The 16,911-nt window shown below is 44.8% G+C and carries 14 protein-coding genes, 18 tRNA genes and 2 rRNA genes (1 of these 34 running past the window's edge); 28 read left to right on the forward strand and 6 right to left on the reverse strand.

Annotated elements, in window-relative coordinates:
• From MKZ11_RS07910 to MKZ11_RS08020, 23 genes are all read left to right on the forward strand, one after another.
• Nucleotides 1-2,916, forward strand: a 23S ribosomal RNA gene (locus tag MKZ11_RS07910); it begins 17 nt to the left of the window's first position.
• A 147-nt stretch (nucleotides 2,917-3,063) separates the two neighbouring features.
• Nucleotides 3,064-3,179 (forward strand): 5S ribosomal RNA (gene rrf / locus MKZ11_RS07915).
• A gap of 45 nt (nucleotides 3,180-3,224) precedes the next feature.
• Nucleotides 3,225-3,299: transfer RNA gene (locus MKZ11_RS07920), tRNA-Asn, on the forward strand.
• 4 nt (nucleotides 3,300-3,303) lie between these two features.
• Nucleotides 3,304-3,395, forward strand: a tRNA-Ser gene (locus MKZ11_RS07925).
• A gap of 19 nt (nucleotides 3,396-3,414) precedes the next feature.
• A tRNA-Glu gene (locus tag MKZ11_RS07930) sits at nucleotides 3,415-3,489 on the forward strand.
• 59 nt (nucleotides 3,490-3,548) lie between these two features.
• Nucleotides 3,549-3,624, forward strand: a tRNA-Val gene (locus MKZ11_RS07935).
• A 28-nt stretch (nucleotides 3,625-3,652) separates the two neighbouring features.
• A tRNA-Met gene (locus MKZ11_RS07940) sits at nucleotides 3,653-3,727 on the forward strand.
• A gap of 87 nt (nucleotides 3,728-3,814) precedes the next feature.
• A tRNA-Met gene (locus MKZ11_RS07945) sits at nucleotides 3,815-3,889 on the forward strand.
• A 3-nt stretch (nucleotides 3,890-3,892) separates the two neighbouring features.
• Nucleotides 3,893-3,968, forward strand: a tRNA-Asp gene (locus MKZ11_RS07950).
• Nucleotides 3,969-4,040: 72 nt separating this feature from the next.
• Nucleotides 4,041-4,116, forward strand: a tRNA-Phe gene (locus MKZ11_RS07955).
• Between the two features lie 13 nt (nucleotides 4,117-4,129).
• Nucleotides 4,130-4,205, forward strand: a tRNA-Thr gene (locus MKZ11_RS07960).
• A 13-nt stretch (nucleotides 4,206-4,218) separates the two neighbouring features.
• A tRNA-Tyr gene (locus tag MKZ11_RS07965) sits at nucleotides 4,219-4,303 on the forward strand.
• Between the two features lie 40 nt (nucleotides 4,304-4,343).
• Nucleotides 4,344-4,417, forward strand: a tRNA-Trp gene (locus tag MKZ11_RS07970).
• Between the two features lie 27 nt (nucleotides 4,418-4,444).
• Nucleotides 4,445-4,520 (forward strand) — tRNA-His (locus MKZ11_RS07975).
• A gap of 35 nt (nucleotides 4,521-4,555) precedes the next feature.
• Nucleotides 4,556-4,631 (forward strand) — tRNA-His (locus MKZ11_RS07980).
• Between the two features lie 35 nt (nucleotides 4,632-4,666).
• A tRNA-His gene (locus MKZ11_RS07985) sits at nucleotides 4,667-4,742 on the forward strand.
• A 10-nt stretch (nucleotides 4,743-4,752) separates the two neighbouring features.
• Nucleotides 4,753-4,824, forward strand: a tRNA-Gln gene (locus tag MKZ11_RS07990).
• 4 nt (nucleotides 4,825-4,828) lie between these two features.
• Nucleotides 4,829-4,903 (forward strand) — tRNA-Gly (locus tag MKZ11_RS07995).
• 8 nt (nucleotides 4,904-4,911) lie between these two features.
• Nucleotides 4,912-4,985: transfer RNA gene (locus tag MKZ11_RS08000), tRNA-Cys, on the forward strand.
• A 41-nt stretch (nucleotides 4,986-5,026) separates the two neighbouring features.
• Nucleotides 5,027-5,107, forward strand: a tRNA-Leu gene (locus tag MKZ11_RS08005).
• 394 nt (nucleotides 5,108-5,501) lie between these two features.
• Nucleotides 5,502-5,969 (forward strand): SRPBCC family protein, encoded by a 468-nt coding sequence (locus MKZ11_RS08010; RefSeq protein ID WP_340793625.1) that lies wholly within the window; start codon nucleotides 5,502-5,504, stop codon nucleotides 5,967-5,969.
• A 209-nt stretch (nucleotides 5,970-6,178) separates the two neighbouring features.
• Complete coding sequence (locus MKZ11_RS08015; RefSeq protein ID WP_340793627.1) at nucleotides 6,179-6,724, forward strand: RNA polymerase sigma factor; 546 nt, start codon at nucleotides 6,179-6,181, stop codon at nucleotides 6,722-6,724.
• Nucleotides 6,678-7,574 carry a hypothetical protein gene (locus MKZ11_RS08020; protein ID WP_340793629.1) on the forward strand — a complete coding sequence of 299 codons (897 nt, stop codon included), beginning with the start codon at nucleotides 6,678-6,680 and terminating at the stop codon, nucleotides 7,572-7,574. Before MKZ11_RS08015 ends, MKZ11_RS08020 begins: the two co-directional genes overlap by 47 nt.
• Before the next feature lie 219 nt (nucleotides 7,575-7,793).
• Here the strand turns inward: MKZ11_RS08020 and MKZ11_RS08025 are convergent, their stop codons facing one another.
• Both MKZ11_RS08025 and MKZ11_RS08030 read right to left on the reverse strand, forming a co-directional pair.
• Nucleotides 7,794-8,309 (reverse strand): hypothetical protein, encoded by a 516-nt coding sequence (locus MKZ11_RS08025; RefSeq protein WP_340793630.1) that lies wholly within the window; start codon nucleotides 8,307-8,309, stop codon nucleotides 7,794-7,796.
• A 29-nt stretch (nucleotides 8,310-8,338) separates the two neighbouring features.
• On the reverse strand, nucleotides 8,339-9,031 hold the full coding sequence (locus tag MKZ11_RS08030) for a B3/B4 domain-containing protein (protein WP_445326984.1): 693 nt from the start codon (nucleotides 9,029-9,031) through the stop codon (nucleotides 8,339-8,341).
• 57 nt (nucleotides 9,032-9,088) lie between these two features.
• Here MKZ11_RS08030 and queG point away from each other — a divergent pair, with 57 nt between their 5' ends.
• From queG to MKZ11_RS08045, 3 genes are all read left to right on the forward strand, one after another.
• A complete protein-coding gene (gene queG, locus MKZ11_RS08035) occupies nucleotides 9,089-10,228 on the forward strand; it encodes a tRNA epoxyqueuosine(34) reductase QueG (RefSeq protein WP_340793633.1) in 1,140 nt (379 codons plus the stop codon).
• Nucleotides 10,229-10,245: 17 nt separating this feature from the next.
• Nucleotides 10,246-10,719 (forward strand): tRNA (uridine(34)/cytosine(34)/5-carboxymethylaminomethyluridine(34)-2'-O)-methyltransferase TrmL, encoded by a 474-nt coding sequence (gene trmL / locus MKZ11_RS08040; protein WP_340793635.1) that lies wholly within the window; start codon nucleotides 10,246-10,248, stop codon nucleotides 10,717-10,719.
• Nucleotides 10,720-11,216: 497 nt separating this feature from the next.
• The gene (locus tag MKZ11_RS08045; RefSeq protein ID WP_340793637.1) at nucleotides 11,217-11,519 is read left to right on the forward strand and encodes a hypothetical protein; all 303 of its coding nucleotides are present in this window, start codon (nucleotides 11,217-11,219) and stop codon (nucleotides 11,517-11,519) included.
• A 106-nt stretch (nucleotides 11,520-11,625) separates the two neighbouring features.
• Here the strand turns inward: MKZ11_RS08045 and MKZ11_RS08050 are convergent, their stop codons facing one another.
• Nucleotides 11,626-12,927 (reverse strand): NCS2 family permease, encoded by a 1,302-nt coding sequence (locus MKZ11_RS08050; RefSeq protein WP_340793639.1) that lies wholly within the window; start codon nucleotides 12,925-12,927, stop codon nucleotides 11,626-11,628.
• A gap of 157 nt (nucleotides 12,928-13,084) precedes the next feature.
• Here MKZ11_RS08050 and MKZ11_RS08055 point away from each other — a divergent pair, with 157 nt between their 5' ends.
• Both MKZ11_RS08055 and MKZ11_RS08060 read left to right on the forward strand, forming a co-directional pair.
• Nucleotides 13,085-13,909, forward strand: coding sequence for an aldo/keto reductase (locus MKZ11_RS08055; RefSeq protein ID WP_340793641.1), 825 nt, complete (start codon nucleotides 13,085-13,087; stop codon nucleotides 13,907-13,909).
• 136 nt (nucleotides 13,910-14,045) lie between these two features.
• A complete protein-coding gene (locus MKZ11_RS08060) occupies nucleotides 14,046-14,981 on the forward strand; it encodes a methyl-accepting chemotaxis protein (protein WP_445326985.1) in 936 nt (311 codons plus the stop codon).
• 102 nt (nucleotides 14,982-15,083) lie between these two features.
• On the opposite strand, the gene MKZ11_RS08065 is transcribed toward MKZ11_RS08060, so the two are convergent.
• From MKZ11_RS08065 to MKZ11_RS08075, 3 genes are read right to left on the reverse strand one after another with little or no spacing between them, the layout of a single operon-like run.
• Complete coding sequence (locus MKZ11_RS08065) at nucleotides 15,084-15,935, reverse strand: RluA family pseudouridine synthase (RefSeq protein ID WP_340793643.1); 852 nt, start codon at nucleotides 15,933-15,935, stop codon at nucleotides 15,084-15,086.
• Nucleotides 15,936-15,964: 29 nt separating this feature from the next.
• Nucleotides 15,965-16,444, reverse strand: coding sequence for a thioredoxin family protein (locus MKZ11_RS08070; protein ID WP_340793645.1), 480 nt, complete (start codon nucleotides 16,442-16,444; stop codon nucleotides 15,965-15,967).
• 1 nt (nucleotide 16,445) lies between these two features.
• Complete coding sequence (locus MKZ11_RS08075) at nucleotides 16,446-16,871, reverse strand: disulfide oxidoreductase (RefSeq protein WP_340793647.1); 426 nt, start codon at nucleotides 16,869-16,871, stop codon at nucleotides 16,446-16,448.
• Nucleotides 16,872-16,911: the final 40 nt, after the last annotated feature.

Genomic DNA, 16,911 nt, shown 5'->3' on the forward strand with positions numbered 1-16,911 from the left:
CGCATGGCGGATGCCTTGGCACTAGGAGCCTAAGAAGGACGGCACTAACACCGATATGCTCCGGGGAGCTGTAAGTAAGCTTTGATCCGGAGATTTCCGAATGGGGAAACCCACTGTCCATAATGGGACAGTACGTTTACGTGAATACATAGCGTAAACGAGGCACACCCGGAGAACTGAAACATCTAAGTATCCGGAGGAAGAGAAAGAAAAATCGATTCCCTGAGTAGCGGCGAGCGAAACGGGAAGAGCCCAAACCAGGAAGCTTGCTTCCTGGGGTTGTAGGACACTCTATACGGAGTTACAAAGGAATGGATTAGACGAAGCGACCTGGAAAGGTCCGCCGCAGCGGGTAAAAGCCCCGTAGTCGAAAGTCCATTCTCTCCAGAGTGTATCCTGAGTACGGCGGAACACGTGAAATTCCGTCGGAATCCGGGAGGACCATCTCCCAAGGCTAAATACTCCCTAGTGACCGATAGTGAACCAGTACCGTGAGGGAAAGGTGAAAAGCACCCCGGAAGGGGAGTGAAATAGATCCTGAAACCATGTGCCTACAAGTTGTCAGAGCCCGTTAATGGGTGATGGCGTGCCTTTTGTAGAATGAACCGGCGAGTTACGATTCCATGCAAGGTTAAGCAGTGAATGCGGAGCCGCAGCGAAAGCGAGTCTGAATAGGGCGTCAGAGTATGGGGTCGTAGACCCGAAACCAGGTGATCTACCCATGTCCAGGGTGAAGGTAAGGTAACACTTACTGGAGGCCCGAACCCACGTACGTTGAAAAGTGCGGGGATGAGGTGTGGGTAGCGGTGAAATTCCAATCGAACCTGGAGATAGCTGGTTCTCTCCGAAATAGCTTTAGGGCTAGCCTCAAACTTAAGAATCTCGGAGGTAGAGCACTGTTTGGACTAGGGGCCCATCCCGGGTTACCGAATTCAGACAAACTCCGAATGCCGATGATTTATGTTTGGGAGTCAGACTGCGGGTGATAAGATCCGTAGTCGAGAGGGAAACAGCCCAGACCACCAGTTAAGGTCCCCAAGTATTCGTTAAGTGGAAAAGGATGTGGCGTTGCCCAGACAACCAGGATGTTGGCTTAGAAGCAGCCATCATTTAAAGAGTGCGTAATAGCTCACTGGTCGAGTGGCGCTGCGCCGAAAATGTACCGGGGCTAAACGAATCACCGAAACTGTGGATTGACATCTTAGATGTCAGTGGTAGGAGAGCGTTCCAAGGGCGTCGAAGCTAGACCGTAAGGACTGGTGGAGCGCTTGGAAGTGAGAATGCCGGTATGAGTAGCGAAAGAAGGGTGAGAATCCCTTCCACCGAATGCCCAAGGTTTCCTGAGGAAGGCTCGTCCGCTCAGGGTTAGTCAGGACCTAAGTTGAGGCCGAAAGGCGTAGACGATGGACAACAGGTTGATATTCCTGTACCACCTCCCCGCCGTTTGAGTAATGGGGGGACGCAGTAGGATAGGGTGAGCGCGCTGTTGGTTATGCGCGTCTAAGCAGTGAGGTGTGGAATGAGGCAAATCCCGTTCCTATAACATTGAGCTGTGATGGCAAGGGGAGTATTCCCCGGAGTCCCTGATTTCACGCTGCCAAGAAAAGCCTCTAGCGAGGCGGGAGGTGCCTGTACCGCAAACCGACACAGGTAGGCGAGGAGAGAATCCTAAGGTGATCGAGAGAACTCTCGTTAAGGAACTCGGCAAAATGACCCCGTAACTTCGGGAGAAGGGGTGCTCTGGTAGGGTGTTAAAGCCCGAGAGAGCCGCAGTGAATAGGCCCAGGCGACTGTTTAGCAAAAACACAGGTCTCTGCAAAACCGCAAGGTGAAGTATAGGGGCTGACGCCTGCCCGGTGCTGGAAGGTTAAGAGGAGAGGTCAGCGCAAGCGAAGCTTCGAATTGAAGCCCCAGTAAACGGCGGCCGTAACTATAACGGTCCTAAGGTAGCGAAATTCCTTGTCGGGTAAGTTCCGACCCGCACGAAAGGCGTAACGATCTGGGCACTGTCTCAACGAGAGACTCGGTGAAATTATAATACCTGTGAAGATGCAGGTTACCCGCGACAGGACGGAAAGACCCCGTGGAGCTTTACTGTAACCTGATATTGAATTCCGGTGCAGCCTGTACAGGATAGGTAGGAGCCTTGGATTCCGGAGCGCTAGCTTCGGATGAGGCGTTGGTGGGATACTACCCTGGCTGTATTGGACTTCTAACCCATGCCCCTTATCGGGGCAGGAGACAGTGTCAGGCGGGCAGTTTGACTGGGGCGGTCGCCTCCTAAAGAGTAACGGAGGCGCCCAAAGGTTCCCTCAGAATGGTTGGACATCATTCGCAGAGTGCAAAGGCATAAGGGAGCTTGACTGCGAGACCTACAAGTCGAGCAGGGTCGAAAGACGGGCTTAGTGATCCGGTGGTTCCGCATGGAAGGGCCATCGCTCAACGGATAAAAGCTACCCCGGGGATAACAGGCTTATCTCCCCCAAGAGTCCACATCGACGGGGAGGTTTGGCACCTCGATGTCGGCTCATCGCATCCTGGGGCTGTAGTCGGTCCCAAGGGTTGGGCTGTTCGCCCATTAAAGCGGTACGCGAGCTGGGTTCAGAACGTCGTGAGACAGTTCGGTCCCTATCCGTCGCGGGCGCAGGAAATTTGAGAGGAGCTGTCCTTAGTACGAGAGGACCGGGATGGACATACCTCTGGTGTACCAGTTGTCTTGCCAAAGGCATCGCTGGGTAGCTATGTATGGACGGGATAAATGCTGAAAGCATCTAAGCATGAAGCCCCCCTCGAGATGAGATTTCCCATTACGCAAGTAAGTAAGATCCCTCAAAGAAGATGAGGTTGATAGGTCTGGGGTGGAAGCACGGCGACGTGTGGAGCTGACGGATACTAATCGATCGAGGACTTAACCAATTTTGAAAAAGGGCTTGATTACCCTGATTCGTGTAGCACAATGTCTGTTTTATTCAGTTTTGAGCGAACAAAAGTAATTATTTTATAAAAAACGCTTGCAACATCCATCAAGACATGATATAATAAGTATTGTCTTGTGGAAAATAGTCCAGTGACGATTGCGAAGAGGTCACACCCGTTCCCATCCCGAACACGGAAGTTAAGCTCTTCAGCGCCGATGGTAGTTGGGGGTTCCCCCCTGTGAGAGTAGGACGTCGCTGGTCTGTTATTCCTAAAGAGCATGCTCTTTGTAAGTATTATGATATTATTCCGCAGTAGCTCAGTGGTAGAGCAATCGGCTGTTAACCGATCGGTCGTAGGTTCGAGTCCTACCTGCGGAGCCATTTAGGAGAGCTGTCCGAGTGGCCGAAGGAGCACGATTGGAAATCGTGTAGACGGTTAACGCTGTCTCAAGGGTTCAAATCCCTTGCTCTCCGCCAGATTTACATAAATAATAATGGCCCCTTGGTCAAGCGGTTAAGACACCGCCCTTTCACGGCGGTATCACGGGTTCGAATCCCGTAGGGGTCACCAATAAAACTTATTCCATACAAGACACATTATGTGGAATGAATAAAAATTTTTTTTACCCAGGAGGATTAGCTCAGCTGGGAGAGCACCTGCCTTACAAGCAGGGGGTCGGCGGTTCGAGCCCGTCATCCTCCACCATTATATTTATACAAACAATTAACATTGTCGCGGGGTGGAGAAGTGGTATCTCGTCGGGCTCATAACCCGAAGGTCGCAGGTTCAAATCCTGCCCCCGCAACCAAATTTTATCACAATGCATCGGGTTACACATCTGACTTATAAGTCAGAAATTCATGCGAATTATCAAATTAATACTATATATTGTTGTCGCGGGGTGGAGAAGTGGTATCTCGTCGGGCTCATAACCCGAAGGTCACAGGTTCAAATCCTGTCCCCGCAACCAAATGGTCCCGTGGTGTAGCGGTTAACATGCCTGCCTGTCACGCAGGAGATCGCCGGTTCGATCCCGGTCGGGACCGCCATTTTTATTATAATAAGGTTTAAAATAAGCAAACTGACAAAGAAATACATAGCTTAGAGTAGACCAAATATGTGGCTCAGTAGCTCAGTCGGTAGAGCAAAGGACTGAAAATCCTTGTGTCGGCGGTTCGATTCCGTCCTGAGCCACCATTTTAATATTTGTGCCGGAGTAGCTCAACTGGTAGAGCAACTGACTTGTAATCAGTAGGTTGAGGGTTCAAGTCCTTTCTCCGGCACCATCTAGACCTATATGGTGGGGTAGCGAAGTGGCTAAACGCGGCGGACTGTAAATCCGCTCCCTACGGGTTCGGCGGTTCGAATCCGCCCCCCACCACCATTTTTTTAACACGAACCATGTGTTGAAAAGACTTCCACGTAGGGGCATAGTTTAACGGTAGAATAGAGGTCTCCAAAACCTTTGATGTGGGTTCGATTCCTACTGCCCCTGCCACTTTTTTTAATTTAACCTAATATTATGGCGATTGTGGTGAAGTGGTTAACACATCGGATTGTGGTTCCGACACTCGAGGGTTCGATTCCCTTCAGTCGCCCCATTTATTTATCCAATTAAATCAAACTAGATATCGTGGCGATTGTGGTGAAGTGGTTAACACATCGGATTGTGGTTCCGACACTCGAGGGTTCGATTCCCTTCAGTCGCCCCATTTGTATATCTAATTAAATCAAACTAGATATCATGGCGGTTGTGGTGAAGTGGTTAACACATCGGATTGTGGTTCCGACACTCGAGGGTTCGATTCCCTTCAGCCGCCCCATTTATCTTATTGGGGTATAGCCAAGCGGTAAGGCAACGGACTTTGACTCCGTCACTCGTTGGTTCGAATCCAGCTACCCCAGTTTCGCGGAAGTAGTTCAGTGGTAGAATACGACCTTGCCAAGGTCGGGGTCGCGGGTTCGAATCCCGTCTTCCGCTCCATTTTCTGCGGCGGCATAGCCAAGCGGTAAGGCATGGGTCTGCAACACCCTTATCACCGGTTCGATTCCGGTTGCCGCCTCCAATTTTCTTGTTTATTGTTGGAAGTGAAATGAATATTGTTATGCCCGAGTGGTGGAATGGCAGACACGTCGCACTCAAAATGCGATGCCGCGAGGCGTGCCGGTTCAAGTCCGGCCTCGGGTATCAGATGGAAAAGACACAACTTCGGTTGTGTCTTTTTTTCATGTCTAATAAATTTATAAATGTCTGGGCCTATAGATAGCCCGTGAAAGCGGATATGCGAGATTCAGGCAGTGAGCACCAAATGTTTGGATGCTGGAGAGCAATATATATGATCGGTCGTGGGTTGCTAATGATCGGTTGGCGGAGGTATATGGTCGGTTGCGCCGCGTTATGATCGGTCCCCAGTGATATATGATCGGTTGCGTAGCGCTAATGATCGGTTGAGGATGATATATGGTCGGTCGTGCTGTAGACTTGGCGGCTGGGGTCGCGTATCCGCTTTTGTTCCGCTCAATTTCAACTTAGAACTTATTGTGCTACAGTGAAAGAAAGAATATTGAGTGGAGGGGCTGTTATGCCATTAATCGAACATCAGGAATTCATTAAAGCCTCAGTAGAACGCTGCTTTGATCTCGCGCGCGATGTGGATATTCATACTCAAACAACAAAGGGTACGAAAGAGAAAGCCGTTGGTGGGGTTACGACAGGTTTATTGCTGGCGGGGGATGTTGTTACATGGGAGGCAGTCCATTTCGGTATAAGGCAAAGACTGACGGCTAAAGTTACAATAATGAATGAACCCTATCTCTTTGAAGATATAATGGTCAAAGGTGCCTTTCACTCATTTACGCATGTACACGAGTTTATTGAAAAGGATAATGGCACGCTAATGATTGATCGCTTTCGTTATAAATCCCCTTTTGGACCGATTGGAGTTATTGCGGATAAGCTGTTTTTGCAAAGCTATATGAAGAACTTTATTGTGAGCCGTGCAAAGGCTCTGAAGCAGATTGCGGAAAGTGAGCAGCAGGTGGTTCATTAAGAAAAGATGACTTGATAAATAAATATTGATTGTATCTTCTGCTGAAATAGATTCTTTTACAAAACTCCTTTTACCAACTTAAAAGGAGTTTTTATTTTGGAATGAAATCAGGAAAATTCTTTTGGTTTCCCTTGAAGTTACATAATTTCTAATTTGCCTGTAATATTTCATGTAGTGAATCGTCTAATAACTAAAGGAGGGGAGAGCGTGTGACGAACCATACAATCGAGGAGTGGTTTCAGCTGTATGAAAGGGATATCACCAGTTTTCTAACTTACTATACGGGCTCGTTAGATGTCGAGGATCTAGTCCAAGAAACTTTTATGATAGCTATGAAGAAAATGGCTGGGTTCAACGGGCAATCTCATCCCAAAACATGGCTGATTTCTATTGCGAGAAATAAGGTTATCGATGATTATCGCAAACGGAGAGTATGGGAAAAGATCAAGCATTTAATTATCCGCGACCCCAAAGAGTCAAATGAATTGGAAGAGCAAACAATTCTAAATCAGGAAATCATCCAATTATACAAAGCGATTCATCAACTTTCTCCCCGCTATAAAGAGGTAGTTATTCTTAGAAGTATTTTAGAGCTAACGCCAAAAGAAGTTAGTGAAGTATTGAAAAGCAATGTGAATCATGTGAATGTCATGTTTCATCGGGCGTTAATGAGACTAAGAGAACTACTTGTAGAGGAGGGATTTACTTATGAAGAGAGTGGAGAACTTACAAGAAAGTCTGAAAAAACTACCTAAATATACATTGGATGATGAACAGAAAGAAAAAATTATTTTAGCTATGAAGAAGGGGACGAAATCTAGAAAGAGAGTGAAGTTTGTTAAATCTCTCACGGCACTTACTTTAATATGTGCGGTAGTATTTGTTCTTGTCTTATCAAGTGATAGTGAGAGTAATAATTGGCTTAATGAACTGAAGCAGTCGTTTCGACCTCAGGTAGAATTGACCGCGCAGCTGGGGGAAATCTTTAACTTTTCACAAAGTAATCAAGAAGTGACTGGAATTGAGGGGAAGGTGGGAATGCTATTTAACGAACAATTTGTAGCGGAAGATGCAAGAAAAGGGGCGAAAATGATGCTCTACTTTTGGATAGGTGCGTCAGAACTCGCAGGTAAAAGTTACACAGTAGAAGCTAGGGATGCTTACGATAAAAAAATAATAATGTCTGAAGGGGTTTTTGATGGTTTTCTATTTGAAGAAGATGTCCAACAGGTATTAACTAGTTTCACACCATTTCCGAAAGAAGGTAAATGGCAACTTTCCTTCTATGTGGAAGATCAATTATTTGAGGAATTTACAATTGAGGTCCTTCCCCCATTTCCGAAAACCGAACATTATACTTTGGTTAATCATCCAATGGAACTTACAGTCGGGGAGTCAACTGAAGCATTAATTGTAAGTGAAGAAGAAAACGGGAAAGAAATAGAGGTGAAGTTATTAAATAATAAAGGGAAAGTTATTTCCGAGCATGTCTTCTTTCAGAATACCCCTCAAGATAATTATTATTATGGGAGTATAAAATTCCCGGAAAAAGGAATCTGGAAGTTAATGATTAATGGGGAGAAAACACAGCCGTTCAAAAATTAAATCTAATTAAAATCGCTCCTGCCACAGACGCGGCAGGAGCGATTTCCATAGAGGGAGACCTCGGTAATACTAGCAGAGGGTTGTCCATTGCAGTTACCTTGGATGGTCATTGGGGATTGGTCACAAAGTAAATGGTAACAGGTCATTGGTTTGCCTGTAATTTAAATTGGATTGGTCCCCACTCTATGCCCCGGAAAGGAGTCTCACCTTTCCGAGGGATTAAAAGTATTTCGCATCGTCAAAGCCTAAAACGATAGAATAGTTTTTGGCATTAATCGAATTAGATAATTTATGTGCATCTTTTTCTGCTTGCAATGATTTGAGCCGATAGTCTTCTGGGGCAAATAAAGCGACGCGGTACACGATTGTACCTTCAGAATAGCCATATTGAATTTCTTCTTTTTCTGCCATTGACAGTTCTTTGTAAAAGCGGGCTTTTGCACGCAATTGTGTGGCGAGTTCAATCGCTTCGACAATGGCTAACTGTTGTCCTTGGAATTCAATTGTGTTATCGACATTTGCGCGATACATGAGACGATCTAGCACGCGGCTGTCCAAACGTACTTCGTCCAATTCGGTTTCTACGACTTGAAGCGGACGTGGTCCTTGTTCGGGAGTACTTCCTTTTTCTACAGTCGTAAAGGCGACACGTCTCATTTCATGTTCTAGCTCATGGATACGCTTGGTCAAGATGCTTTTTAATTTTACGGCTTCAGCAAGTGTTATGTTGCTCATTTGTTCATTCCTCCCAGTTACAAACTATATCAGTCTACTATAATGGAAGATTGTCCCTCATGCAAAACATAAGAATGGACGTAACCGCCGCTAAGGCTGGTGAACATGTTGCCGCATGCCGTTGTCAGTTCAAATGCTTCAGTAACATCCATAGAAGGACGTAGGAAGAAGACATGTAGCGCTTCCGTCGTTTCTTCTGTCACGGCGGTCCGTATGGAATCGACATATGGACTGCCGAATGGGCTATAATCATCTTTCAATAGCAGAATGTTTTGTAATGAGTTAAAACGGCCATTCAAGCCTTCGTATCCATCCTCTTCTGTACCAGAAGTAAGCAATACATCGCCGACCAATTTTTCAAAGTCATAGATGCCAGCAGGAATTTCATGTTCCAAGGAAAAGAAATTATTCAAGTCGACAGCATTATGGAAGGGATTGATATAGTTTTGTTTCTTAATACGTCGCATGAGCGCTTCTGTAGAATGTCGGTACCGGTTGGGATCTGCTCCAAGTGATTTCCATACAGTGCGCCATTCTTTAATACCAGGAAAATCGGAGACGGATTTGTTCTCAAGTTCAAAGAAAAGTTGCTCTTGGAATAATTGTAATTTTCCTTTTAGCATTTGAGGCGATTCTGACACTGTAATTTTGGTATAATGATTAATGCCCAATTTTAATCCGGGTACGGCACCTAAAAGTTTCATATCCATTTCGATATTCAATGACTTCACCCTTTATATAGTTTTAATTCAATAGTAGCATAGTGGAGGCGATACAGTGTGAATGCTGTTCAGTTACAACAGTCAGTAAGGGACTATGCGAAGTCAATCGGCATCGACAAGATTGGTTTTACAACGGCCGCCCCATTTCGGGAGCTGAAAAACCGCTTGAAACGACAGCAAGAACTTGGCTATCAGTCGGGTTTTGAAGAAAAAGACTTAGCTAAGCGGACAGAACCCGCCCTTTTGCTCGATCAAGCGGAAAGTATCATAGCAATTGCAGTAGCGTATCCATCCAAAATGGCTAATTCTCCAAAGGGAAAAAAAGGCGAGCGGCGCGGGATTTTCTGCCGTGCATCATGGGGGACGGATTATCATACGGTCCTTCGTGAAAAGCTAAGTTTACTTGAGGCGTATATAGTGGAACATGCACCCGCTGCAAAGGTGCGTTCGATGGTGGACACGGGGGAACTTTCCGACCGTGCTGTCGCAGAACGAGCTGGGATTGGCTGGTCCGCAAAAAACTGTTCGATTATTACACCTGAGTTCGGTTCGTATGTGTACCTCGGTGAAATGATTACAAATATACCATTTGAGCCGGACGTTCCAATGGAGGATGAATGCGGAGACTGCACACTATGCCTTGATGCATGCCCAACGGGGGCTTTGATTCAAGGCGGACAATTGAATGCACAGCGCTGCATTGCATTTTTGACTCAGACAAAAACCCCAATACCCGAGGAGTTTCGTGCAAAGATCGGAAACAGGTTATACGGTTGTGATACGTGTCAGACGGTGTGTCCGAAAAATAAAGGAAAACATAATTTACATCAACAAGCATTCCAACCAGATCCAGAATTGGCCAAGCCTCTTCTACAACCAGTACTCAGCCTTTCAAATCGTGAGTTTAAAGAGGAATTTGGGCATGTATCCGGATCGTGGCGCGGGAAAAACCCTATTCAGCGAAATGCAATTATCTCTCTTGCACATTTTAAGGATGAGTCAGCAGTACCTGAATTGATAGCCATGTTGGATAAAGACCCGCGACCTGTAATACGTGGGACTATTGCATGGGCACTCGGTCAAATCGGTTTAGAAGAAGGGTATAATGCAATTAAGGAAGCGTTATTGAAGGAGGAAGACCCGGAAGTGCGTGCTGAATTAGAAAAGGCAGTGGGTAACCGGATAGAAAAAGTTTAAGTGGAGGAAGTGTTGAAATGACCATACATGTTGCATTATTTGAACCGCTCATCCCAGCGAACACGGGGAATATCGCGCGGACATGCGCAGGAACAGGAACGAAACTGCATCTAGTAAAGCCGCTCGGTTTTTCGACAGATGATAAAATGTTGAAACGGGCTGGGCTCGATTACTGGGAACACGTCGATATTACGTACCATGATGGTATTCGTGAACTTTTTGCGGCGAATCCAACTGCGGTATTTTACTTTTTGACGAAGCATGGAGAAAGACCTCATACCGCATTCGATTATTCCGATGAATCGACGGATATATTTTTCGTCTTTGGTAAAGAGACAAGCGGGCTTCCAGAAGAGGTGTTACAAGAGAATAAAGAACGGTGTCTGCGCATCCCGATGAATGACAATATCAGATCGCTTAATTTATCGAATACGGCAGCGATTCTTATATACGAAGCACTCAGACAGCAGTCATATCCGGGATTAATTTGAAAAGCGCAAGCGCCTTGGGATAGGCGACAGGCATAAGACGGGTTGGCGAAGCAGCGGTCTTTGCTGCATAGCCGGACCGACTTATGACCCGAGCCTCTAGGCGCTGGAGTCTGGACAGCATGAAAAGCGCAAGCGCCTGGGGAGACCCGAAAAGCATATCTTTCTATCCTTATAAAAAAACGGGACAGCCAGAAGGCATGTCCCGTTTTGTTCAAATTATTTTCTTTGACCAGGTATCTTTACCTTGCCAGGTTTATCATCATATCCGCCTGTGAAAATTGCAGATAGGAATGCAAAGCAAACACCTAAAATTAGAAGTATTGTCATGTTAGGTACCTCCTGTAAATTCATTAGTAGCTTCGTTTAGTATACCCTATTTTTAATGGAATTGAAATGATCATCAAGAATAATTGTGACAGAGCAAAGAAAAATGAAACTTTTAGGTCGCTTGTCCGTATATAATGTAACGACTTAAATAATATGGAGGCAGGATATATATGAACTACTCAACTGGCATGAAATGGGTCACGGCATTAGCAGAAGGTTTTCTTGCGATTCCGCTCCTTGGTGGATTATTTGTGGTAACCTCTGGCTATTCAGTACTCGGGGTTATGTTTGTACTGCATGCAATTACGTTATTGCTTTCAATTCGGGAAATGCAAGGCAAAGCAGCATCAATTCTGGGACTTGTGACAAGCGTAGTGAGTGCGATTCCGTTTATTGGCTGGTTTATGCACCTTATTACCGCAGTAGCGCTCTTCCTATCAGCAATCACTTCTAGACGCAGAGTGAATATGTAACAGAAATGCCCTTCCAAGGTAAAACGGAAGGGCATTTTTTTTAGAGATAAGTATACGTTTTTTCTACATGGATTAATGTCTAGACTACTCGCGCTTTCCGCTTTTCTTAGTGCGGTAAATAGAGCAACTGGTAGGTGAACAACACCGCGAAAATATATAAGAGAATAGGAACTTGTTTACCTTTTCCTTTTACAACCTTCAATAGCGGATATGTGATGAAGCCAAGAGCAATCCCAGTCGCAATGCTAGAAGTGAGTGGCATTGTCAGGATTACAAGAAAGGCCGGGAATGCTTCGTCGAATGAATCCCAATCAACATCTTTAACTGCCCCAATCATCAGGCTTCCGACAATAATCAAAGCAGGAGCGGTAATTGCAGAGACGCCTGACAATGTACTGACGAACGGCCCGAAAAACGCTGCACCAATAAAGAGAATGGAGACCGTTAACGATGTTAGTCCGGTCCGTCCTCCTACCGCGACACCAGAGGAAGATTCAATATACGCCGTTGTCGGACTTGTTCCAAACATGGATCCGAATGTTGTTGCAACAGAATCCGCAAGCAATGCATGACGTGCACGGGGCAATTTGTTTCCTTTCATTAGGCCTGCCTGTTTTGCGACCCCAATCATCGTACCGGTCGTATCGAACAAAGTGACAATTAGGAAGGCAAAGACGACGCCATATAAGCCATGTGAAATGACGTCACTCACTGCTGTCACTGGATTCCAGACAAGTATTCCTTCAGGTAATTGCGGCAGTTTCCATAAAGCGCCCTCAAATTTAAGCTGACCTGTAATGGCTGCGGCAATACCTGTAAGAATCATTCCAATGAAGATAGAGCCATATATATTCAACGTCATAAGAATAACGGTCACAAGAAGACCAAATAGAGCTAGCAGAACGGGTGGGGAAGTTAGATCGCCAAGCTTCACAAGATTTGCCTCATGTGGAGCAACGAGTCCAGAAAGGCGCAAGCCGATAAAGGCGATGAATAATCCTATTCCTGCGGTAATTCCAAGTTTCAAACTCTCAGGAATGGATTCGATTAGCTTTTCTCGGAATGATGTCATGGACAACAAAACAAATAATAGTCCGGCTACAAATACGGCTGAAAAAGCAGTCATATAATCGAGTTGTCCGTCAGAAGCGAGAACAACTGATGTAAAGTAAGCATTTAATCCCATACCGGGTGCAATCGCGATGGGATAATTGGCAAAAAGCGCCATCCAAAGTGTACCTATAACAGCAGCGATAATCGTCGCGATGAATACTTGCTCGAATGGTACACCAGCGTCAGCAAGAATAATCGGATTGACGATAACAATATAGGCCATTGTCAAAAAAGTTGTCATACCGGCTAATACTTCAGTTTTTACCGTGGTACCATGTTTTTTTAATTGAAACAACGTAATTCTCCTTTCAAAATACGAACGAAATGAAGTTCATTTACAATAATATTCGTTTTTACGCTAAAATTCAACTCTGAATTCTAATCAGGTAATTCGTAATATTCGTATGACGCTTGTACAATTAAAGTATAAGATAGGAAAGGGGAAATTCAAAATGACAAAACTTTTTAAAGGAATAACTGAGCTTGCGAATGGTGTGAATATGCCGCAATTAGGACTGGGTGTTTATAAGATGACAGACCCTGGGCAGACAGTCGAGGCAATTTCCTATGCCATAGAGAACGGATATCGCGCAATTGATACGGCGGCTATCTATGAAAATGAAAGAGAAACAGGTGAAGCGGTCCGTCACTCTGGTGTACCACGGAAGGATTTGTTCATCACATCGAAAGTTTGGAACACCGATCAGGGCTATGACGAGACACTCCGCGCGTTCGAGGCTTCATTGAATAAACTGGGGTTAGATTATTTGGATTTGTATTTGACACATTGGCCTATAACGGGAAAATATGTTGACACTTATAAAGCGATTGAACGTTTGTATGATGAAAAACTGATCCGTACAACAGGTGTCTCCAATCATCATACCCATCATCTTGAAAAAATCCTTGTAAAAGCAAATATAGCACCAATGGTAAACCAGATTGAACTTCACCCGTATCTGACACAGGAACCACTCCGTGCGTTTTGCAATGAGCATGGCATTGCTGTCACTTCTTGGTCACCGCTTGCACGCGGTAAATTGCTCGCGGAACCAACGCTTCTTGCTATAGGCGAACAATATGGGAAAACACCTGCACAAGTAATCATCCGTTGGCATTTGCAAAATAATCTTATCGTTATTCCAAAATCAGTGACACCTGAACGCATCCGAGAAAATAGTGAGGTTGCCGATTTTGAACTATCAAATGAAGAGATGGAATCGATTGATGCACTTAATCGCGATGAGCGGACGGGAACAAATCCGGATACATTTTAATTTTATCAACATTCCTAATGAGCGACATAAGTCTCAATGCTATTCATAGTATTGCAACTTTTGTCACAAATACTACATTCAAAAAGAGGTAGTTTATGGTATGATGAAAAAAAGAATGTAGGAGGAATTGATTACCATGTTCAAAAGTAAGAAAAAAGTTATCCAGGACGATGGCCTTCAATTAGAACTTGAACGTTTGAAATTAGCGTATTTAAATAAAGAAGAGCAGGATCAAGGGCGTTTAACTGACTTGAAAAGCGAACTGAATGCTGCTGTCGATCAACATGAGAAGGTAAATGCGCAACATAATGTATTAGGAGATGCAGTTAGTCAGATTGAGATAAAGTTTGAAAATGTGGGTGAATTAAGCGAAAGAACGTCAGAAAAGTCACAGAACTTGTTCGAAAAAGGTCGTTCACTTGAAGAACAATCCCATAGCATGGTCAAAGAGGCGTCGGAAGGAACGAAAGAGGTCAAGGCGACAGCCGATGTAATCAAAGACTTGGGAATCCAAATTCAAGCTTCCGAACAGAATATGACGAACTTAAGCGCTCGATCCGTTGAGATTCAGTCAATTGTCGGTGTCATTGAAGATATCGCAGCGCAGACGAATTTGCTTGCATTGAATGCATCAATCGAGGCGGCACGGGCTGGAGAATCCGGAAAAGGGTTCGCGGTCGTTGCCCAAGAAGTACGAAAACTTGCAGAAAGCACGTCGGATAGTACGGCTAACATCCAGACATTGACTTCTTCACTTCGCAATGAAATCGAGCAGGCGCTTGCGGCTACAAGAAAAAGTGCGGAGCTCGTTGAAAAAGGAGTCGCAGTAAGTTTGGCAACTGCATCAAAAATTGAAAGCATCCTAAGTACAATTGAGTTAAGTCAAGGCGACATCGGTGCTGTTCAAGAAATGATTGAAGAACAGAAGAAGTTGTCCGAAGAAGTGAAATATGAACTGAACGGTGCGAAAAATCTATTTACGCAAGCACATAATCTAATTGTGGAACATATTGAAGACGCAAAAGAAGTAGACGAGCGTCTTGAGAATGGAATTCGTCAATTAGCGTTTTAATAAAAAAAAGCGAACGGCACTGGAGCTGGACATCGGTCCATGTTGAAAAATAGTACTTTTTCAAAAGAAATGCCCTGGAGATATAACCCTCCAGGGCATTTTTTAGATAGTTGTCATTTCGATAAGTGTTTGTTCATCTGTAAATGGATGGATGAACGAGATTGCAGTTGCAGTAAGCCGATAATTACCGTCTTCTGTTTCACTGCCGTCATATAGTGTATCACCTGTAACAGGATGTCCAAGATGCGCTAAATGTACGCGAATCTGGTGTGTTCGGCCTGTCTCGAGGTCAGCTTCTACGATTGAGGTTTCCTCTTTACGTTCAATGAGCCGGAAATTTGTTACCGCTGCTTGACCAGACATCGAAACAAGTCGTTTGGCTGGATGATGGCGGTCTTTTCCAATCGGGAGTCTAATGGAACCTTTTGGCCTTTTCAAGTAACCGTCCACTTCTGCAGTGTATTTACGTGAGATGTCGTTATTCTCAATCATACGGTCAAAAAGTGCTTTTGCAATCGGATGTTTCGCAACGAGAACAACGCCAGAAGTCCCTTTATCAAGACGATGTACATGTTCCGCATAGTCTCCGCCATTTTTTTGAACATAAGCCATGACAGCATTCATCAGCGTACCCGTTTCTTTCGGGCCGTCAGGATGAGTTGTGAGGCCAGCCGATTTTACGACTGCAAGGATATGCTCGTCTTCAAAAATTACAGGGATGTCAGTATGTTCATCGGCAATATACGTGGATGCTGCATCGGGAAACGTAAATACTAATTCTGTCCCTTTGGCGAGAGGCAGGCGCCAGTCGTCTATTGGTTCTCCATCCGCTCCTAGTACACTCTTAGCCATCCGCATAAGGTGGACGGTCTTTTTGCCGCCCTGCCATTTGTCCTTGAGCAGATATTCAACCGTCATATTGTCTTCTTGTGTTTTATAATGAAATAACGCCATTCAAATCATTCCTTCCCGCACGTTTTTCATTATTTACCTTCGAATTCATTGAAAAATTTACGGATATTTTCTTCTGGCTGTGCACCGACCATCCGTCCGACTTCTTTGCCGTTCTCGTAGTGGACGAGTGCCGGCCAATTTTGAATATCATATTTTGTCTTTTCGCCAACTCTATCAGCAAATTCGAGCATGTTGTATTGCAGTACATTTACACCCATCTCTTTCGCTATTGGCATCATGACAGGCGTCATTTGCATGCAATATTGGCATGTTGGGTGGAAATAGTATGCCGTTACGGATTCACCGGCCTCGATTTTTTTGAATAGGGCATCTGGCAGAACAATGTTGCTGTAGTTTTTATTGCCAATCAAATCGATTGTCGGTTGTTCAAGCATTTCTGTTCCATAAGGATTGTCTTTCAGTTTTGCCTCATCCGATTTTTTCGACAAGACAACGACAAGGATGAAAATGGCGATAATAACTCCGCCAATTAGCAATAGTTTTTTCAAGTTACCTCGACTCCTTCTGCCATTTCATCATGAAAAGGCTTGTGATTAAGATGATTAAAAATGCCGTAAGCGCCAAGAAAGGAATGGTAATGAACCCAAGATAGTTGATGTACTGTCCGGTGCAAGATACATTTCCGCACGCCGGCGCACTATCGCTTAAGAAACTAATTTTTTGGATTCCGTAATGATAGAGGGAAATACTTCCCCCGACAATAGAGAAAACAGCTAAAGTCAAAGCTATTCGTGCGTTTTTTTGGAACAGGGCAATGCCTGAAATGAGAACGATTGGATACATCAAAATCCGTTGGTACCAACAAAGCGTACAAGGCTCATATCCGCGCACTTCTGAAAAGTACAGCGAACCGAGCGTGGCAACCAATGAAACTGTCCAAATAACAATGAGACTGTTTTCCAGCCGTTTCTGCATACTATCCACTCCCGCTTGTTAAACTGCATATACACTTGAT

Source organism: Sporosarcina sp. FSL K6-1508, from assembly GCF_038007465.1.
Classification (GTDB): Bacteria; Bacillota; Bacilli; order Bacillales_A; family Planococcaceae; genus Sporosarcina; species Sporosarcina psychrophila_B.